Here is an 18,670-nt window from a genome sequence, read left to right on the forward strand (position 1 = left end):
CGGGACCGCCCTTCGAGACGCACCTAGATCCGGTGCGAACGCTTCACCCAGTAGTAGGCGAACACGAGCAGCGCCACCGCCGGCACGACGAACACGAAGAACTCGAACACCTGGAACGCCCCGACCCGCTCCACCGGCTGGTAGTCGGTGAAGTGGCTGGAGATCCCCTGGTCCGCCATGCACGTCTGGAAGCTGTCGCCGTCGGTGGAGGTGCGCGCGCAGATCATCGGGAACTCGACCTCGCGGCCCGCGGCGTCGAGGTAGCCGCTGCTCACGTGCAGCCCGTTCTCCCGGGCGACCTGGCCGTACGCGCGCTCGCCGGCCTCGCCGTACGGCCACACCTCGCGCACCGGCGTCTGGAAGTACGGCCGCCAGCCCAGCGCGACCACCATGCGGGCCACGATGAAGCCGCCCAGCGTCAACGCCATCGCCACGATCGTCCGCCGGGTGAGCGCGCTCAGCGCGAGGCCCAGCGCGAAGCCGAACGCCGCGTACGCGACCTGCAGCGCCGGCGCGGCCTCGAACACCTGCTGCTCGAACGGCCGGTACGGCTGGTAGTCCGTGCCGAACGTGCCGTTCACCGCGTGTTGCAGGACCAGCACGGTCGCGCCGAACCCGGCCGACAGGCCCACCGCGGGCACGCCGAGCAGGACGATCTTGCCGACTACCCAGCGGGCCGGCGAGAGGTCCTGGCTCCACACCACGACCGACGTCTTCTGCTCGTACTCCCGCGACACCAGCGGCGCGGCCCAGAACACCGCGACGACCGCGCCCGCCGCCATCGGCACCAGGGAGACGAGCTGGCTGAGCCCGTAGACCCCGATCAGGCCGAGCAGCTCGACCCGGCCGGAGCCGCGGACGAACGCGGCCAGCACCAGGCACAGCACCGCGCCCAGGCCGAGCAGGACGGCGAGCGCGCCGATGGACCACCGGTGCTGCCGCCAGGTCAACCACACCAGGTCGCCCCAGCCGACCCGGTCCCGCCGCTGCACGGGAACCGCCGTCACGGTCATGCGTCGAACCCCTTCCGGGTGGCCGCGAGCTGCGCGAGCACGTAGTCCTCCAACGTCACCGGGCGCGTGGTCCACTGGCCCGCGACCACCGGGCGCTCCTGCCCCTCGGGCAGTTCGAGCAGGAACGTCGACTGGTTGCCGCGGTGCCGCGCCTCGACGACCGTGCCCAGGGCGGGCGGCACGTCGGACTTCGGCCCGGTGTAGAGGACGTGCCGCTCCAGCAGCTCGTCCAGGTCGCCGCCCGCGAGCAGCCGGCCGTGGGCGAGCAGCAGCAGGTAGTCGGCGACGCCACCCAGCTCGGCCACGACGTGCGTGGACAGCAGGACGGTCATGCCGGTCTCCTCGACCTCGCTGAGCAGCTCGGCGGTGACCTCCCGGCGGGCCAGCGGGTCCAGGTTGGCCAGCGGCTCGTCCAGCATCAGCACGGTCGGCCGCGAGCCGATGGCCAGCGCGAACGCCACCTGCGCCTGTTGGCCGCCGGACAGCTTCCCGCACGCCTTGCCCAACGGGATCTCGAACCGCTCCAGCCACCGCTCGGCGCGCGCCTGGTCCCACACGGTGTTCAGGTGCGCGCCCAGCCGCAGCATGTCCGCGGCGGAGAAGTGCTTGTAGACGGGCTTGTCCTGGGACACGAACGCCACCCGGCCCGATGTGCCCGCGGCCCCCTCGTCCGGCTGCAACAGCCCGGCCAGGACGCTCATCAACGTCGTCTTGCCCGCGCCGTTCGCGCCGACCAGCGCCGCCACCCGGCCCGCGGGCAGCTCGAACGAGCACTCCCGCAGCGCCCACTTGGTCCGGTACCGCTTGCCCAGACCCCGCGCGTGCACCGCGAGCGCGGTGGTGTCGGCAGACTCGACCACGGTCGTCATGCGACCGCCTCTCCTTCCCCCTCGGTGAGGACCGAGCGCACCAGCGCGTCGATGTCCTCGTGGTCCAAACCGGCCTCCCGCGCCGCGCGCACCCACTCGGCGAACCGCGTTCGCAGCGCGGCCATCACCTCGGGGTCGCCCGACCCGAGCGCTGCCTTGACGAACGTGCCCGACCCCTGGCGCGCCTCGACCAGGCCGGACAGCTCCAGCTCCCGGTACGCCTTGAGCACGGTGTTCGCGTTGACCCCGCTGCTCGCGACGACGTCGCGGACGGTCGGCAGCCGGTCGCCCGGCACGAGCCACCCCAACCGCAGCGCCTCCCGCACCTGCCGCACGAGCTGCAGGTAAGCCGGCAGACCACTGGCCCGGTCGATGCGGAACTCCACCCGCCGCCTCCAAAGTGTTCTACTCAACTAAGACACTAGAAGACCAGAACACGCCTTCGCCTGTCAAAGCGGCCCGACCCGGCGAGCGCCGAGACCGCGTCCACCGGCGCACGCCCGCCCCCGCCAGCGCGCCCCGCTACCAGCACACCCGCGCCCACCAGCACACCCGCGCCCACCAGCGCGCCCCACCCGCCGGCACGCCCTGCGGCCGGCGGAGGTCCCGGTCGGGAAAGGGCCAGGCCCGTGCCGCCGGGGGGCTGGCGGCACGGGCCTGGCGGGTGGGGAGGGGGATCGTTGGCGGGCGCTGGACAGGGGTCCACGACAGCGCCCGGGTCCGGTCAGCGGCCCAGGGTCGCGAGCAGGTCGGACGCCTCCTCGTACGTGCTCGGCAGCGGTTCCAGCCAGACCTTGGCCGGGCCGCTCGGGGCCACGTGCGGGTCCACCGACAGGCGGTCCGCGGTCAGGATGCGGAGGTTCACCAGGGCCCGGTGCAGGTGCTCGTCGCGCTTGAGCAGCACCGCCGCCACGGACGGACCGACGGACGCGATGGTCTCGCCCGCGTCGAACACCTCGCGCAGCGCGTCGGCCAGCAGCGTCATCGCCACCACCCGCGACCAGCCCGCCGTCCGGCTCAGGTCCAGCCGCACCAGCACCAGCACGTAGTCGTCCCGCCCGGACGCCCGGTTCTCCGCGTACACCTCGCGCAACCGGGTCCGCAGGTACGCCCCGGTCGCCAGGCCGGTCAACGGGTTGTCCGCCGCGCAGTTGGACGCCTGCCGCGACATCACGTCGCCCCAGCCCAGCGCGGTCGCGCGGAGCATGCGGGCCGGGATGGCGTCCACGTTCGGCGACACGATGCCGGTGGACCCCGGCGGCTCGGCCAGCACCGCGTGCAGCGCGGCCAGGTCCAGCAGCGTCTCCGCCAGGCCCGCGCCCGCCTCCGCCCGCGCGCCGCCCAGCCGGTACAGCGCGGACCCGGGGTCGGCCGGACCGAGCACCGCCGCGCACACCTCGTCCACCTCGGCCAACGGCCAGTCGGCCGGGTAGGCCCACCCCGCCGCCATCGACGCGGTGCGCCACCTGGATCTCAGGGCACGCGCCTCGTCACCGGAGCCGGAGCGCCGCGCGCCGGACCGCCGTTCGGCGCCACCTTTGGCTGCTTCCCGCACACCCACCCGGATGCCTCCTCGACCTGGGGATTCGAGTACGGGACGTCGCCGGGGCTCATCCATGACGGCGGTCCGGGTGCCCAGTTGGGGGGTTCGGCGTGACTGGCCTCGATGCGGTAGGTCACACTGGGCGCGCGAGGAGGGAAAACACGTGGCGACCGTTCCTGCTGAAGTCCAGGGACCGAGCGACGCGGAGCTGATCGACTCCGTGCGCGGCGGGGCGATCGACGCCTACGGGCAGCTCTACGAGCGCCACGTGAGCGCGGCCTACAACCTGGCCCGCCAGCTCACCCGCTCGTCCGCCGAGGCCGACGACCTGGTCTCCGACGCCTTCGCCAAGGTGCTGGAGACGTTGCAGGGCGGCCGGGGCCCGGACTCGGCGTTCCGCGCCTATCTGCTCACCGCGCTGCGGCACACCGCCTACGACAAGACCCGGCGGGACAAGAAGGTGGACCTCGCCGAGGACGTCTCCGAGGTCGCGCCCGAGCAGACCGCCGTGCCGTTCCGGGACACCGCGGTCGCCGGGCTGGAGCGGTCGCTGGCCGCGAAGGCGTTCGCCCGGCTGCCCGAGCGGTGGCAGACCGTGCTGTGGCACACCGAGATCGAGGGCCAGACGCCCGCCGAGGTCGCCCCTTTGCTCGGGTTGACCGCCAACGGCGTGTCCGCGCTGGCCTACCGGGCCCGCGAGGGCCTGCGCCAGGCCTACCTCCAGGTGCACCTCGCCGAGACCTCCGCCGAGCGCTGCCGCGCCACCGTCGACCGCCTCGGCGCGTGGACCCGCGGCGGCCTGTCCAAGCGGGAGACCACCCAGGTCGAGGCGCACCTGGACGAGTGCGCCGACTGCCGCTCGCTGGCCGCCGAGCTGGCCGACGTCAACGGGGCGCTGCGCGCGTTCGTCGCGCCGCTGGTGCTCGGCGTCGGCGCGGCGGGCTACCTGGCGGCGACGGCCACCACCGCCAAGGCCGCGACCGTCGTCGCGGTGGGCGCGGGAGCCGGTGGGGCCGCGACGGCCGCCACGTCCGCGCCCCGGCAGATCCTCGGCACGGCGGCGTCGGTCGCGGCGCTCGCGGTGGCCGTGGTGATCGGTCTCGCGTCCGGTGGCGAACAGCAGGTGCCGGCCGCCCAGGTCGTGCCGCCGCCCCCGGCCTCCAGCCAGCCGGTGCAGCCGCCGCAGCTGCCACCGCCGCCGGCCGCCGAGTCGCCCACGCCGACCCCGGAACCCACCCCCGAACCGACGCCCGAGCCGACGCCCGAGCCGACCCCGGCGCCGGAACCCACCCCGGCCCCCGCGCCCGCGCCCACCCCGGCGCCCACGCCGGCCCCGGAGCCCGAACCGCGGCCCCAGCCGACACCGCCCACCCTGGTGCCGACGGTGCCCAGCGGGTTCACCCTCCGGCCCCACGAACCACCGGTCGCGCTGCCCATCACGGTCCGCAACACCGGCGAGACCGCGTCCGAGCCCGCCAGTGCCGCGCTCGTGCTGCCGCCGGGCGTGCAGGCGGTCGGTCCGGGCAACCCGTTCACCGGTCAGCGCCTGGTCCGGCTCGACGGCGCGGCCGACCAGACCGTGGGCTGCCCGGCGGGCCGCGGCGAGATCCGGTGCGCCACGGACCGCGGCATCGCGCCCGGCGGCACGGCGACGTTCGTCTTCCGCCTCAAGGTCGACCACGACTACGAGGGCGGCTCGGCCGTGATCACCGGCACGATCAGCGCCGGCACGGCGATGTCCGTGTCCGTCCGGGTGGACGTGGCCGTGCAGCCCGCCGACGACGACCTCGACCTGGCCGTGCACAAGTGGCACCACGGGTACTGGGACCCGCGCATCGACATCCGGGCCACCAACACCGGCGGCAGCGCGCGGACGTTGCGCCTGGTGGTCGAGTCGGACGAGAACGTGCACGTGGTGGCCATGCGCCCGGACTGCGCGCAGAGCGACCACCGGGTCACCTGCGAACAGCCGCTCAAGCGCGGCGAGTCGTTCCGGCTGTCCGTGTGGGCCTTCGGGCTGCCGTACCGGGGCGGGAACGTCACCGTGACCGCCACCCTGGGCACGGCGAGCAAGAGCGTCTCGGTGCCCGTCCACCTGCACCCCGGCGACGGCGAGGGCACCGTCCCCGAGCCGCCCGTGGTCGAGCCGCCGGTCACCACCCCGAAGCCGACCAAGCCCCCGGTGACCACCGACCCGACCACGCCGGCCGACGAGCCGACGCTCCCATCGCTGCCCACCCTGCCGCTGCCGACCCTGCCGCTGCCCACCCCGCCGTCGACGCCCGTGGAGCCGGGCACGCCGGGCACGCCGCGCACCACCGACCCGACGACGCCGCCGAGCCGCGAGGACCCGCCCGGCCGACAGGACCCGCCCGGTCGCCAAGACCCGCCCGGTCGCCAGGACCCGCCGGGCCGACAGGACCCGCCCGGCCGCGTCGACCCGCCCTGCCAGCCGTGGCTGCCGCCGGGGCTGCGCGACCTGCTACCGGATCTCTGCCGCACCCCTTCGTGATCGCTTCGATACGGACGTGGGTAGGCTGCCCGGGTGCTGCCATTCGTGCGCAGGGCCTTCAGCCGGCTCCCGGAACCGGTCCGCTTCCTGATCAACAAGCACCGCGAGCTGATCAGATTCGCCGTCGTCGGCGGCACGACGTTCGTCATCGACAACGGCATCTGGTACGCCCTGAAGCTGACCGTCCTGCAGGACAAGGTGGTCACGGCCAAGGCGATCGCCGTGCTGGTGGCGGTGATCTCGTCCTACGTGCTCAGCCGCGAGTGGTCCTTCCACACCCGGGGCGGCCGGGAGCGCCACCACGAGGCCGCGCTGTTCTTCATCGTCAGCGGCCTGGGCATCGGGGTGAACCTCGCGCCCCTGTACCTGTCGCGGCACGTGTTCGACCTGCACAGCCAGGTCGCCGACTTCCTCAGCGGCTCGGTGATCGGCATGCTCGCGGCGACGGCCTTCAAGTTCTGGGCGATGCGCAAGGTCGTCTTCCCGGAGGCCGGCGCGCGCCCCGAGGTCCGCACGCTGCGCGTGGTCGCCGAGGACGACGAGCGCGAAGTGGCCTGAGCCACCCCCGCAGCGACCTGAACTGCGCTTTCACCCGTTCTCCGTACACTGCCTTGAGTGTCCGTTGTCGAGAGCGTCGTCCGCCGCCTGCCCGAGCCGCTGCGCAAGGTCGCCCTGCGGCACCGAGAGCTGGTGAAGTTCGCCCTTGTCGGTGGCACCTGCTTCATCATCGACACGGCGATCTTCCTCGGCCTGAAGACCACCGTGCTTACCGAGAAACCGGTGACCGCGAAGATCGTCGCGACCCTGGTGGCCACGATCGTCTCCTACGTCCTGAACCGGGAGTGGAGCTTCCGCACCCGCGGCGGCCGGGAGCGCCACCACGAGGCCGCGCTGTTCTTCCTGGTCAACGGCCTCGCCATCGGCATCAACTCGGTGCCGCTGTGGGCGTCGCGCTACCTGCTGCACCTCCAGGAGCCCAACGTCAGCCGCCTGGTCGAGGAGATCGCCGACTTCACCAGCGCCCAGATCGTCGGGACGGCGATAGCGATGGCGTTCCGCTGGTACAGCTACAAGAAGTGGGTCTTCCCGGAGGCGGACTTCCGCCCCCGCGCCAAGCGGTCCTACGACTCCGACGACGACGAGCAGGCCCTGGGCCACTCCTGAGGCGCTAGTCGCGGCGCAGCACGTCCAGGGCCGCGTCGTGCAGGTGCCCGTTGGTGGACAGCACGTTGCCGCCGTCGAACCGGTCCACCCCGGCCAGGTCGCTGAACCGCCCACCGGCTTCCCGGACCAGCACCTGGAACGGCGCGACGTCCCACGGGTTCACGATCGCCTCGGCGGCCACGTCGATGGCCCCTTCGGCGACCAGGCAGTGCTGCCAGAAGTCGCCGAACGCCCGGTTCTCCCAGCAGGCGTCCACCAGCCGCAGGTAGGCCTCGCGGGAGTGGTGCTCGACCCACGACCCGAGGTGCGTGGTCGACAGGTACGCGTCCGCCAGGTCCCGCACCGCCGACACGCTGATCCGCCGCTCGCCGGTCGCGTCCCGCGTGAACGCGCCCTGCCCGGCTGCGGCCCACCACCGCCGCCCGAGGGCGGGCGCGCTGACCACCCCGACCCGCGGGACCCCGTCCACCACCAGCGCGATGAGCGTCGCCCACACCGGGACGCCGCGCAGGAAGTTCTTGGTGCCGTCGATCGGGTCGACGACCCACGTGCGCCCGGCCCCGACCACCCCGCCGCGCTCCTCGCCCGCGACGTCGTCCCCGGTGGCGGCGAGCAGCTCGCGGAGGGCGTCTTCGACGGCGACGTCCGCGTCGGTCACGGGCGTCCGATCGGGCTTGCGCTCCACGACGAGGTCCCGGGCCCGGAACCGGGCGGTGGTGATCGCGTCGGCGGCGTCGGCGAGGCGGAGGGCGAGCTCAAGATCGGTGGCCACGGGCCCGATCGTGCCACGCCCACCCACCGGGACACCGCACCCCCACCCGACCGGGGTCCGGTCAGCTCACCGGTTCGGTGATCTGGGGCCGCGCCTCGGGAGCGGCCGACCGGACGGCGTCCGCCGCCTGGTCGTCCGGCTCGGTCTGCGAGGCCCGTTCCGCCTCGACCCGGGCCGTGTAGATCTCGACCTCCCGCGCCACCCGCGCGTCGTCCCACCCGTGCACCCGGGCCATCAGCCGCGCCACGACCTCCGCGCAGTCCACGCCCCGGTGCGGGTACTCGATCGAGATGCGGGTCCGCCGCGTCAGCACGTCCTCCAGGTGGAGCGCTCCTTCGTGCGAAGCCGCGTACACGACCTCCACTTGCAAGTAGTCCGGCGCGTGGGGCACGGGTTTGAGCAGCTCCGCCGCCGCGGCCCCCAGCACCTCGTGCACCAGCGACCCGTACCGGTCCAGCAGGTGCCGGACCCGGTAGGGGTGCAGCCCGTACCGCCCCGCGAGCTGGTCGGCCTGGTTCACCAGGGCGTGGTACCCGTCCGCGCCCACCAACGGCACCTTGTCCGTGATCGACGGCTGGATCCGCCCCGGCAGGTCCACCGCCGCCGCGTCCACGGCGTCCGCGCCCATCACCCGGTACGTCGTGTACTTCCCGCCCGCGATGGCCACCAGCCCCGGCGCGACCCGCGCCACCGCGTGCTCCCGGGACAGCTTCGACGTCGACTCGCTCTCCCCCGCCAGCAACGGCCGCAAGCCCGCGTAGACGCCCTCGATGTCGTCGTGCGTCAGTGGCGTGGCCAGCACCGAGTTCACGTGGTCGAGGATGTAGTCGATGTCGTTCTTCGTGGCCGCCGGGTGGGCGAGGTCCAGGTTCCAGTCCGTGTCCGTCGTGCCCACGATCCAGTGGTTGCGCCACGGGATCACGAACAGGACCGACTTCTCCGTCCGCAGGATCAACCCCGACTCGGACACGATCCGGTCGCGCGGCACCACGATGTGCACGCCCTTGGACGCCCGCACCCGGAACCGCCCGCGTGAACCCGACAGGCGCTGCAACTCGTCGGTCCACACGCCGGTCGCGTTGATCACCGCGTGCGCCCGCACGTCCGTCTCGCGCCCGTCCTCCACGTCCCGCACGCGCACGCCGGACACCCGGTCGGCCTCCCGCAGGAACGCCACCACCTGCGTGGACGTCCGCACGACGGCCCCGTAGTGGGCGGCGGTCCGGCCGACCATCATGGTGTGCCGGGCGTCGTCGGCCTGCGCGTCGTAGTAGCGGATGCCGCCGACCAGGGCGTCGGGCTTCAACGCCGGCACCATGCGCAACGCACCCGCTCGGGTGAGGTGCTTCTGCCCCGGCACGGACCGCGCGCCGCCCATGGTGTCGTACATGAACAGCCCTGCGGCCGTGTAGGGCCGCTCCCACACCCGGTGCGTCAGCGGGTACAGGAAGCTCACCGGCTTGACCAGGTGCGGCGCGATGCGCGTGAGCATCAGCTCGCGTTCCCGCAGGGCCTCGCGGACCAGGCCGAACTCCAGTTGTTCGAGGTAGCGCAGGCCGCCGTGGAACAGCTTCGAGGACCGGCTCGACGTGCCGGACGCCAGGTCGCGCGCCTCCACCAGGGCGACCCGCAGGCCGCGGGTCGCGGCGTCCAGCGCGGCGCCGACGCCGACCACGCCACCGCCGACGACCACCAGGTCGAACGTCTCGGAACCCAGCCGCCGCCAGGCCGTCTCCCGCTCCCGCGGGCCGAGGCGACCGGGGTCGTCGGTTCCGGCGGGCGTCTCGCGCGTGGCCACTGGACAACGCCTCCCTGATACTGACGGCTGGTCGGGACCAAGGACTTGACTTGACCACGTTACCCGCCGGTACGCCACCGTGGACAACTGATCGGCAACCGAACTAGCGTCAACGAACATCGTGGGTGGGCAGCGCCGCCGGACCCCCGGGCACGAGCGCTGTCCCCTGCCAACGCAAGGAGGTCGGCGGATGAGCAACGGCTCGATCTTCGTCTGGGAGACCCTCGGCACCGCGATCCTGATCCTGCTCGGCGCGGGTGTCGTCGCCAACGTTGTCCTCAAGAACACCCTGGGCAACGGCGGCGGGTGGCTCCTGATCAACTTCGGCTGGGGTTTCGCGGTGTTCGCGGGCGCCAGCGTGGCCGCTCCCAGCGGTGCGCACCTCAACCCGGCCGTCACCCTCGGGCTCGCCATCTCGGACAAGGTCGAGTGGTCCAAGGTGCCCGTCTACTTCGCGGGGGAGCTGGTCGGCGCGTTCCTCGGCGCCGTGCTCGCCTGGGCGGCGTACAAGGCGCAGTTCGACACGCACGACGACCTGCCCAACACCCGCGGCATCTTCTGCACCGGACCGACCGTCCCGACCGTGCCGTGGAACCTCGTCACCGAGATCATCGGCACGTTCGTGCTGGTCATCTGGATCCTGCTCAGCCCCGGCGCCAAGGCGGCGGAGGGCGGCGTCCCGCAGTTCGGCAACTCCGCGCTGGGCTACGCGGCCGTCGCGTTCGTCGTCATCGGCATCGGCAACTCGCTCGGCGGCCCGACCGGGTACGCCATCAACCCCGCCCGCGACCTCGGCCCCCGCATCGCCTACGCGATCCTGCCCATCCGCGACAAGGGCAGCGCCGAGTGGGGCTACTCCTGGATCCCCGTCGTCGGCCCGCTGGTCGGCGGCGCCCTCGCGGCGCTGCTCTACCTCGCCCTGCCGGTCTGACCCCGCCCCCGAAAGGACTCCGACGCATGACCAAGTACGTGGCAGCGATCGACCAGGGCACGACGTCGACCCGGTGCATGGTGTTCGACCACTCGGGCCGGGTGGTGTCGGTCGACCAGAAGGAGCACGAGCAGATCTTCCCCAAGGCCGGGTGGGTCGAGCACAACCCCGAGGAGGTGTGGACCAACACCCGGCAGGTCGTCGCCGGCGCGCTGGCGAAGGCCGACCTGACCGCGGGCGACATCGCCGCCGTCGGCATCACCAACCAGCGCGAGACGGCCGTCGTGTGGGACCGCACCACCGGCAAGCCCGTCTACAACGCGATCGTCTGGCAGGACACCCGCACCGACAAGATCTGCCAGGACCTCGCGGCGTTGGGCGGCGGCCAGGAGCGCTACCGCGCCAAGACCGGCCTGCCGCTCGCGACCTACTTCTCCGGTCCGAAGGTCCGCTGGATCCTGGACAACGTCGAGGGCGCGCGGGAGAAGGCCGAGTCCGGCGACCTGCTCTTCGGCAACATGGACACCTGGGTGCTGTGGAACATGACCGGCGGGGTGGACGGCGGCGTGCACGTCACCGATCCCACCAACGCCTCGCGCACCCTGCTCATGGACCTCGACACGCTGAGCTGGGACGAGGGCATCGCCGCGGACATGGGCATCCCGCTGTCCATGCTGCCGGAGATCCGCTCGTCGTCGGAGACCTACGGCCAGGTCCGGGAGCGCGGCGCGCTGGCGGGCGTGCCGATCTCCGGCATCCTCGGCGACCAGCAGGCGGCGACGTTCGGCCAGGCGTGCCTGTCCCCCGGCGAGGCCAAGAACACCTACGGCACCGGCAACTTCGTGCTGCTCAACACCGGCACCGACAAGGTGATGAGCGAGAACGGCCTGCTCACCACGGTCTGCTACAAGATCGGCGACGCCGCGCCGGTCTACGCGCTGGAGGGCTCCATCGCGGTGACCGGCTCGCTGGTGCAGTGGCTGCGCGACAACCTCGGCATGATCGGCACGGCCGCCGAGATCGAGCAGCACGCCAGGACCGTCGAGGACAACGGCGGCGCGTACTTCGTGCCCGCGTTCTCGGGCCTGTTCGCGCCGTACTGGCGGTCGGACGCGCGCGGCGCGATCGTCGGCCTGACCCGGTTCGTGAACAAGGGCCACCTGGCGCGGGCGGTGCTGGAGGCGACGGCCTTCCAGACCCGCGAGGTGATCGACGCGATGAACGCCGACTCCGGCGTGGCGCTGACGTCGCTGAAGGTGGACGGCGGCATGGTCGTCAACGAACTGCTCATGCAGTTCCAGGCCGACATCCTCGGCGTGCCCGTGATCCGCCCGGTGGTCAACGAGACCACCGCCCTGGGCGCGGCGTACGCGGCGGGCCTGGCGGTCGGGTTCTGGGAGTCCGAGGACGACATCCGCGCCAACTGGGCGCAGGACAAGCAGTGGGACCCGGCGCTGGACGAGGAGACCCGCGAACGGCAGTACCACTTCTGGAAGAAGGCGGTGACGCGGACCTTCGACTGGGTGGAGTGATCTCTCGTCGGACGCTCGCGCGGTTTCCCTCAGTGACCGCGCGAGCGTCCAACCAGAACAGTCCCGCCCACCGGTTCCGGGCGCGCCCTTGGGCTTCTTGACGGGCTGCCCCGCGGCGAGTCCTGCGGCGGCGTGATCCGGTGTTGCCGGCGATGTCGATCTGTGTCTACCGTACACCCCAGTGTCCGACGGACACATCAGCGTCTGATGGAAACATCGGTATCTGGGGGAAACATGGTGTGGAAGCCCTTTGTCAGCCTCGCCGCCGCCTGCCTGGGACTCGCGTCCATGGCGAGCCCGGCCGCGGCCACGCCCGACGTGGTGAAGACAGCCGGCGGGCCGGTGCGCGGCGTGGTGGGTGACGACCACCGGCTGTTCCAGGGCATTCCCTACGCGGCACCGCCGCAGCGGTGGACGTTGCCCGAACCGCCGCGACCGTGGTCGGAGGTCCGGGACGCCACCCGGCCCGGGAACGCGTGCGCGCAGTCCGCCGGGTTCGGCGCGGGCAGCGAGCACGAAGACTGCCTGTACCTGAACGTCACCACGCCCCGCCGTCCCGGTGGCGGCAAGCCGGTGGTGGTGTGGCTGCACGGCGGCGGGTTCCAGTTCGGCACGGGCGCGGACTACGGCGCGGAGCGGATGGCCGCGCTGGGGGACGTCGTCGTGGTGACGGTGAACTACCGGCTGGGCGCGTTCGGGTTCTTCGCGCACCCGTCGCTGGCGGGGTCCGGCAACTACGGTCTCGCCGACCAGCAGGCGGCGCTGCGCTGGGTCCGGCGCAACGCGGCGGCGTTCGGCGGCGACCCGGGCAACGTGACCATCGCGGGTGAGTCGTCCGGGGCGCGGAGCGTGTGCGCGCACCTGGTCGCGCCCGCGTCGCGGGGGCTGTTCCACCGGGCGGTGGTGCAGAGCGAGCCGTGCACCATGCGGGACTGGCCCGGTGCCGACGGCACGCCCGAGGCCGAGCCGCCGGGGTTCCCGCGGTCGCGGTCGGCCGCCGAGCGGCAGGGTGTGCGGTACGCGGAGGCGCTGGGGTGCGCGGACGTGGCCTGCCTGCGGGGCAGGACGCCGGCGGAGTTGCTGGCCAGCGCGGAGTGGTTCGCGCCGACCCACGGGACCGACGTCCTGCCGGTGGACCCGGCGGTCGCGGGGTGGGTGGCGCGGGTCCCGGTGCTGCACGGGATCACGCGCGACGAGCACCGGATCTCGGACGGGCTGAACGAGGCGTTCGGCGTGCCGCCGCTGACGGCGGCCGAGTACGAGGCGCGGGTGGCGCGGTTCGTCGGCCCCGAGCGGGCGGCGTCGGTGCTGGCCCGGTACCCGGTGACCACGAGCCCGAGCGAGGCGTGGTCGACGGTGGTGACCGACGCGCTGTACGGAGAGCCGATGGTCGACTTCCACCGGCAGCTCGCGTGGCGGACCCCGACCTACGCCTACGAGTTCGCCGACCCGACCGCGCCGTGGCTGAGCGGGTTCCCGGCGCCGAGCTTCCCGACCGGCTCCTACCACACGGCGGAATTGCAGTACCTGTTCCGGACGGCCGGTTTCGACACGCCGTTGACGCCGGCGCAACGCGCGCTGGGTGACCGCATGATCGGCTACTGGACGAGTTTCGCCCGCACCGGCGACCCGGGCTGGCAGCGCGGCCGGCTCGCGGTGGAGTTGACGCCCGACGGCGACCGGCCGGTCGACTTCGCCGCTCGCCACCAGTGCCACTTCTGGCGCGCGATGTCCTGATGCCGGCGGGGCGGCGGAGCCGGAGCTCCGCCGCCCCGGCCGTCAGTCCAGGTCGTCGTGGCGCATCAGCTGGCGGCCGGCTTCGGTGATCGAGCCCGTCAGGGACGGGTACACCGAGAACGTCGTCGCCAGGTCTTCCACCGTCAGCTGGTTCTGCACCGCCAGCGCGATCGGCAGGATCAGCTCGCTCGCGTTCGGCGCCACCACCACGCCGCCGATCACCACGCCGGTCGCGGGCCGGCAGAACAGCTTCACGAAACCGCGCCGCAGGCCCTCCATCTTCGCGCGCGGGTTGGTGGCCAGCGGCAGCATGATGGTGCGGGCCGGGACCTCGCCCGAGTCGATCGCCTGCTGGCTGATGCCGACCGACGCGATCTCCGGGTTGGTGAAGACGTTCGCCGCGACCGTCTTGAGCTTGATCGGGCTCACGCCCTCGCCCAGCGCGTGCCACATCGCGATCCGGCCCTGCATCGCCGCCACCGACGCGAGCAGGAGCACCCCGGTGCAGTCGCCCGCCGCGTACACGCCGGGCACGTTCGTCCGCGACACGCGGTCCACCGGGATGTAGCCGCCGCGGCCGAGTTCGATGCCGACCTTGTCCAGGCCGAGGTCGGCCGTGTTGGGCACCGAGCCGACCGTCATCAGGGCGTGGCTGGCCTCGATCGTGCGACCGTCTTCCAGGTGAATCAGGACCTGGTCGCCGACGTTCTCGACCCGGTCCGCGCGGGCGTGCTTCACCACGGCCGTGCCGCGTTCGGCGAACACGTCCTCCAGCACCACGGCCGCGTCGGCGTCCTCGTGCGGCAGGACGCGGTCGCGGCTGGAGACCATGGTCACCTTCACGCCCAGCTCGGTGTAGGCGGAGGCGAACTCCACGCCGGTCACACCGGAGCCGACGACCGCGAGGTGCTCGGGCAGCTCGGGCAGGTCGTAGATCTGCCGCCAGGTCAGGACGCGCTTGCCGTCCGGCTCGGCGCCCGGCAACACGCGCGGGGTCGCGCCGGTGGCGATCAACACCACGTCGGCCGGCAGCACCTCCGTGCCGCCGTCCTTCAGCTCGGCGACGACCTCGTGCTGCGCCAGGCCGCGGGCGTCGTCGCAGAACTTCGCGGTGCCGTTGACGATCCGCACGCCCTCGCGCTGCAACCGCGCCCGCACGTCGGACGACTGGGCCAGCGCGAGGCCCTTGACCCGGCCGTGCACGACCGGCAGGTCCACCGCGGCGGTCGTGTCGGAGGTGCGGATGCCCAGCTCACCGGCGTTGCGGAAGGCGCTGCGGCCACCGGCCGAGGCGATGAACGTCTTGGACGGCACGCAGTCGTACAGCACGCACGCGCCACCCAGGCCCTCGCGCTCCACGATGGTGACGTCGGCCCCGTGCTGCGCCGCGACCAACGCCGCCTCGTAACCTGCGGGCCCACCGCCCATGATGACGATGCGGGTCACGACACGTCCTTCCTCAGGGTTCTCCTCCGGCGCGTTTACCGTACGCGGTCGGGTGCCGGGGCGTGTCGTCCGGTCTTCTGGTGCTTCCGGGTGATCGAGAGGTCGCTAGGCTGTCGTCGTGCCGCTCTATGCCGCGTACGGGTCCAACATGGATCCGAACCAGATGATGGAGCGAGCCCCGTACTCGCCGATGGCGGGGACCGGATGGCTCGTCGGCTGGCGTCTGACCTTCGGTGGCGAGGACCTCGGCTGGGAGGGCGCGCTGGCCACCATCGTCGAGGACCCGGAGGCCCAGGTCTTCTGCGTGCTCTACGACGTGAGCCCCCGCGACGAGTCCCGCCTCGACCGGTGGGAGGGCGCGCTCGGCCTCTACAAGAAGATCCGCCTGCGGGTGCAGACCCTGGAGGGGTCGGTCACCGCGTGGCTGTACGTGCTGGACGCCTACGAAGGCGGCCTGCCGTCGGCCCGCTACATCGGCGTGGTCGCCGACGCGGCCGAGGCCGCCGGCGCCCCGGACGACTACGTGGCCGACCTGCGCACCCGCCCCTGCCAGGGCATCGGGCCGTGACAGCCGTGAGATGAGCCGCAGGGGGTTGCGCACGTCCACGTCGTCCGCCGGGACGACGATCCAGCCGTGCGCCGGGGTCGCCGCGCCGCCGTAGACGACGGCGACCTTCCGCGCGGGCCAGGCGAGGCGCACCCGCTGCCCGTGCCGCTCGACGCACGGCACGGGCAGTCCCGCGTCCACCAGGGACAGCACCAGCGCGCAGACCGCCGCCGAGCCGACGCCGGGGGCGAGGTCGAGCAGGTCCCGGGGGCAGTCGAGGGTCCCCCGCCACTCCGGCCGACGGCTCAGGACGTGGTCCACGCAGGTCAGGGCGGTGAGCCGGTCCGCTGCCCGGACGAGTTCCCGCAGCGCCGCTTCGAGCGGTTGGCAGCGCAGGCCGTCGACCTCGACGCTCTCGCCGGGCGGCCCGTGGTGGATGGTCGTGCCGCGCAGGCGCTCGACCCGCACCCCGTCCGGCACCCGGACGTGCACGGTGCCGGCGCCGGTCGGACAGCCGTGCAGGAACAGCGCGGTCTCCCGGCACAGCACGGCCGTCGGGCCGGCGTGCAGGAGGACCGCCGCGCAGCGGGTGCGGGGGTCGAGCGCGCGGTGCCGTTCGACCAGCACGCGCGGGCCGAACCGGACCAGGTCGGTGCGCAGGTGGACGCCGTGGGTCATGCCGGAACCGAGGGCCGACGGACCGGTCCTCGTACCGGGTTCACCCGGTCAGGGGGGTGGTAGGAGGTCCGAGACGTGCTGGACCAGGCGGCGCTGGTCGGTCGGCGAGACCGTGCTCCACGGCTGCTGGCCCGGCGTGGCGCGGCGCAGCTGGACGTACCGGCCGTTCGGGTTGTCGAAGAACGCCACCACGTGCTCGGGCCGGACCCGCTTGCCCCACTTGTCGCGCACCGCCGCGCCGAACTGGCCGCGGTTGCCGGCGTCCTTGAACATGTCCGCCAGCACCTTGGCGTCGTCCTGCCGGACGCCCCGCTCGCGCAGCGCGGCCTCCAGCTTGTCCGGGGTGCCGGCGGCGGCCGCGGCGGCGTCGAGGTCCGCGCTGGGCAGCGTCACCGAGTGGCCCGGTCCGGGCGGGGCGGCCGGCAGCACCGACAGCGCCTCGCGGGGCAGGCCCTCGGCGGAGGCCGGGCGCAGGGTGAGCTGGTCGCCGTCGAGCACGGCCAGCACGGCGGACTGGCCCTTGGCCGCCGCCAGCACCCGCACGCTGCGGCCCAGCCACAACCGGCCGTCCACCTCGCGCTGCGGCCGGTTGAGCAGGTGCAGGAGGTCTTCCAGCATCGGGTCCAGCGCCACCGGCCGGCCCAGGCCGCGGCTCTCCAGACCCGCCCACGCCCGCCGCTCCAGGTCGGCCCGCTCGGCGTGCGTCTTGCCCGGTGAGGGCACCTTGAGCACCAGCGGCATGGTCTCCAGCCGCAGGTGCTCCCAGAGCACGTCGAACTCCAGGGCCGAGATGGTGACGGGCTCGCGCACGTCGTGCGTGCCCAGGTCCAGACCGAACGTCGTCATCAGCGGGTCGTGCTCTCCCCGATCACCGGCGGCGAGATGTGCCCGCCGAGGCCGTAGATGTCGTCAGTTTCCCGAAGGTAGTCCGCGCCGTCGTGCTCGGCATCCTCTTCGTCGTCCGCGCGGCCCGCGCCGAGGCCGCCGAACGGGTCGAACGCCTGCTGCACGGGCACGGGCGTGGCGCGCTTGTGGACCGTGTCGCCGCCGCCCTGCTGCGCCGCGCCGAGGACACCGCTCGCGGTGCCGGACCCGGCGGCGACGTGGTGGGCGTTGGCGGTGGTGGCGAGCGCGCCGAACTCCGCCGAGCTGACCACCGTCGTGCCGTTGGGCCGGCCGTTCGCGAGCTGCTGCTCGGTGGCGGACTGGCCGGTGTTGTGCTGCTCGGTGGTGGTGTCGGCGGCGGTGTCGGCGGCGGACTTGCGGCGGTCCTGCTGCCGGTTGTCGGCGCTGCCGCCGATGACGCCGCCGGGGCCGAACGTCGTGCCGGACTGGGTGGACGCGCTCGCCGGGAGGCTGGTGGGGCGCGTGGTCGAGCTGGTCTGCGTGGCGCCGGAGACGGTCGTGCCCGCGCCGGTGGGCTGCGGGGCCGTCGGCCGGGTCCCGGGCACCGCGCCGCCGCGGTTCCAACCCCGGCCGCGCCCGCCGTAGCCGCGCCCGCCGCCGCGCACGCCGCCGTGGAAGCCGTGGCCCGGGGCCACGCCCGCCGCGTCGTTGCGCACCACGTCGGAGGCGGTGATCACGAGCTGCGGCGGCTGCTGGAACTGGCCGAGGGTGGTGACGTTGGAGGTGGTGGAGGACGCGTAGGTGGTCATCACCTCGCGGGCGCGCTGCTCGGCGGCGTTGCGCACCTTCTCCTGGAGCTCGTGGTCGGTCTGCTGGCCGACCAGGTGGGTCAGGGCGGTCAGCACGGTGCCCGGGTCCTCGGCGGTCACCTTGACCGGCGGCGGCATGTCGGCGCGGGCCTTGGCGATGTAGTCGGCCTGCAGCTCGGCGGACAGCCGCATGACCTCCGCGCCGCCGCGCGCCTCGTCGGCCCACGCGGCCAGCGGGTTCATGCCGGTGCGCGCCTGGTCGGCGGCCGAGCCCTCCCACTTCGCGCCGGAACCCGCGATGCCGGTGTGCAGCTCGGCGTTGATCTCGGCTAACGCGGCCGAGACGCCCTCCCAGCGCTCCATCGAGGCGTGCGAGGCCTTCGGGCCGGGCCCGGAGTTGATCTTCTGGTAGAGCTCTTCGTGGCTGTACCCGCTCCAGCGGTGGCCCTCGGGCATGAAGATTCCCCTCGCCT

Annotated in this window: 17 protein-coding genes; 8 read left to right on the forward strand and 9 right to left on the reverse strand. The window is 73.3% G+C overall.

Annotation, left to right across the window (positions count from 1 at the left end):
- Window positions 1-23: 23 nt before the first annotated feature.
- The 4 genes from ABD126_RS22765 to ABD126_RS22780 all read right to left on the reverse strand — a co-directional run bounded on the left by ABD126_RS22765 (window position 24) and on the right by ABD126_RS22780 (window position 3,332).
- A complete protein-coding gene (locus ABD126_RS22765) occupies window positions 24-1,013 on the reverse strand; it encodes an ABC transporter permease (RefSeq protein ID WP_343935901.1) in 990 nt (329 codons plus the stop codon).
- The gene (locus tag ABD126_RS22770) at window positions 1,010-1,882 is read right to left on the reverse strand and encodes an ATP-binding cassette domain-containing protein (protein WP_343935902.1); all 873 of its coding nucleotides are present in this window, start codon (window positions 1,880-1,882) and stop codon (window positions 1,010-1,012) included. The genes ABD126_RS22765 and ABD126_RS22770 overlap by 4 nt, the downstream gene beginning before the upstream one ends.
- Window positions 1,879-2,268, reverse strand: coding sequence for a GntR family transcriptional regulator (locus tag ABD126_RS22775; protein WP_343935904.1), 390 nt, complete (start codon window positions 2,266-2,268; stop codon window positions 1,879-1,881). Before ABD126_RS22775 ends, ABD126_RS22770 begins: the two co-directional genes overlap by 4 nt.
- Window positions 2,269-2,606: 338 nt before the next feature.
- A complete protein-coding gene (locus ABD126_RS22780; RefSeq protein ID WP_343935905.1) occupies window positions 2,607-3,332 on the reverse strand; it encodes a GGDEF domain-containing protein in 726 nt (241 codons plus the stop codon).
- Between the two features lie 256 nt (window positions 3,333-3,588).
- Here ABD126_RS22780 and ABD126_RS22785 point away from each other — a divergent pair, with 256 nt between their 5' ends.
- From ABD126_RS22785 to ABD126_RS22795, 3 genes are read left to right on the forward strand one after another with little or no spacing between them, the layout of a single operon-like run.
- A complete protein-coding gene (locus ABD126_RS22785) occupies window positions 3,589-5,937 on the forward strand; it encodes a sigma-70 family RNA polymerase sigma factor (protein ID WP_343935906.1) in 2,349 nt (782 codons plus the stop codon).
- Between the two features lie 36 nt (window positions 5,938-5,973).
- On the forward strand, window positions 5,974-6,495 hold the full coding sequence (locus ABD126_RS22790) for a GtrA family protein (RefSeq protein WP_343935949.1): 522 nt from the start codon (window positions 5,974-5,976) through the stop codon (window positions 6,493-6,495).
- A 57-nt stretch (window positions 6,496-6,552) separates the two neighbouring features.
- Entirely contained in the window at window positions 6,553-7,101 is a 549-nt protein-coding gene (locus ABD126_RS22795) for a GtrA family protein (protein ID WP_343935907.1), read from the forward strand.
- Between the two features lie 4 nt (window positions 7,102-7,105).
- Here ABD126_RS22795 and hisN read toward each other — a convergent pair whose 3' ends face one another.
- Both hisN and glpD read right to left on the reverse strand, forming a co-directional pair.
- Entirely contained in the window at window positions 7,106-7,873 is a 768-nt protein-coding gene (gene hisN / locus ABD126_RS22800; protein ID WP_343935908.1) for a histidinol-phosphatase, read from the reverse strand.
- Window positions 7,874-7,934: 61 nt separating this feature from the next.
- A complete protein-coding gene (gene glpD, locus ABD126_RS22805) occupies window positions 7,935-9,671 on the reverse strand; it encodes a glycerol-3-phosphate dehydrogenase (protein ID WP_343935909.1) in 1,737 nt (578 codons plus the stop codon).
- A gap of 190 nt (window positions 9,672-9,861) precedes the next feature.
- Here glpD and ABD126_RS22810 point away from each other — a divergent pair, with 190 nt between their 5' ends.
- The 3 genes from ABD126_RS22810 to ABD126_RS22820 all read left to right on the forward strand — a co-directional run bounded on the left by ABD126_RS22810 (window position 9,862) and on the right by ABD126_RS22820 (window position 13,871).
- Entirely contained in the window at window positions 9,862-10,602 is a 741-nt protein-coding gene (locus ABD126_RS22810; RefSeq protein WP_343935910.1) for an MIP/aquaporin family protein, read from the forward strand.
- Between the two features lie 26 nt (window positions 10,603-10,628).
- Entirely contained in the window at window positions 10,629-12,134 is a 1,506-nt protein-coding gene (gene glpK, locus ABD126_RS22815; protein WP_343935911.1) for a glycerol kinase GlpK, read from the forward strand.
- Between the two features lie 288 nt (window positions 12,135-12,422).
- On the forward strand, window positions 12,423-13,871 hold the full coding sequence (locus tag ABD126_RS22820) for a carboxylesterase/lipase family protein (RefSeq protein ID WP_343935912.1): 1,449 nt from the start codon (window positions 12,423-12,425) through the stop codon (window positions 13,869-13,871).
- Window positions 13,872-13,913: 42 nt separating this feature from the next.
- Here the strand turns inward: ABD126_RS22820 and ABD126_RS22825 are convergent, their stop codons facing one another.
- Complete coding sequence (locus tag ABD126_RS22825; protein ID WP_343935913.1) at window positions 13,914-15,317, reverse strand: NAD(P)H-quinone dehydrogenase; 1,404 nt, start codon at window positions 15,315-15,317, stop codon at window positions 13,914-13,916.
- A 118-nt stretch (window positions 15,318-15,435) separates the two neighbouring features.
- Here ABD126_RS22825 and ABD126_RS22830 point away from each other — a divergent pair, with 118 nt between their 5' ends.
- Both ABD126_RS22830 and ABD126_RS22835 read left to right on the forward strand, forming a co-directional pair.
- A complete protein-coding gene (locus ABD126_RS22830) occupies window positions 15,436-15,885 on the forward strand; it encodes a gamma-glutamylcyclotransferase family protein (RefSeq protein ID WP_343935914.1) in 450 nt (149 codons plus the stop codon).
- Window positions 15,886-16,176: 291 nt separating this feature from the next.
- Entirely contained in the window at window positions 16,177-16,605 is a 429-nt protein-coding gene (locus ABD126_RS22835) for a hypothetical protein (protein WP_343935915.1), read from the forward strand.
- On the opposite strand, the gene ABD126_RS22840 is transcribed toward ABD126_RS22835, so the two are convergent.
- On the reverse strand, window positions 16,591-17,388 hold the full coding sequence (locus ABD126_RS22840) for an ESX secretion-associated protein EspG (RefSeq protein ID WP_343935916.1): 798 nt from the start codon (window positions 17,386-17,388) through the stop codon (window positions 16,591-16,593). The genes ABD126_RS22835 and ABD126_RS22840 overlap by 15 nt on opposite strands.
- Window positions 17,388-18,653, reverse strand: a complete 1,266-nt coding sequence (locus ABD126_RS22845; RefSeq protein WP_343935917.1) for a PPE domain-containing protein — start codon at window positions 18,651-18,653, stop codon at window positions 17,388-17,390. Before ABD126_RS22845 ends, ABD126_RS22840 begins: the two co-directional genes overlap by 1 nt.
- Window positions 18,654-18,670: the final 17 nt, after the last annotated feature.

Source organism: Saccharothrix mutabilis subsp. mutabilis, from assembly GCF_039521145.1.
Taxonomy (GTDB): domain Bacteria; phylum Actinomycetota; class Actinomycetes; order Mycobacteriales; family Pseudonocardiaceae; genus Actinosynnema; species Actinosynnema mutabilis.

Excerpts from the sequence above, each read along its gene's own strand:
- ABD126_RS22765 (WP_343935901.1), bottom strand. The coding sequence starts at position 1,013 with ATGACCGTGACGGCGGTTCCCGTGCAGCGGCGGGACCGGGTCGGCTGG.
- ABD126_RS22770 (WP_343935902.1), bottom strand. The coding sequence starts at position 1,882 with ATGACGACCGTGGTCGAGTCTGCCGACACCACCGCGCTCGCGGTGCAC.
- ABD126_RS22780 (WP_343935905.1), bottom strand. The coding sequence starts at position 3,332 with ATGGCGGCGGGGTGGGCCTACCCGGCCGACTGGCCGTTGGCCGAGGTG.
- ABD126_RS22810 (WP_343935910.1), top strand. The coding sequence starts at position 9,862 with ATGAGCAACGGCTCGATCTTCGTCTGGGAGACCCTCGGCACCGCGATC.
- glpK (WP_343935911.1), top strand. The coding sequence starts at position 10,629 with ATGACCAAGTACGTGGCAGCGATCGACCAGGGCACGACGTCGACCCGG.
- ABD126_RS22820 (WP_343935912.1), top strand. The coding sequence starts at position 12,423 with ATGGCGAGCCCGGCCGCGGCCACGCCCGACGTGGTGAAGACAGCCGGC.
- ABD126_RS22840 (WP_343935916.1), bottom strand. The coding sequence starts at position 17,388 with ATGACGACGTTCGGTCTGGACCTGGGCACGCACGACGTGCGCGAGCCC.
- ABD126_RS22845 (WP_343935917.1), bottom strand. The coding sequence starts at position 18,653 with ATGCCCGAGGGCCACCGCTGGAGCGGGTACAGCCACGAAGAGCTCTAC.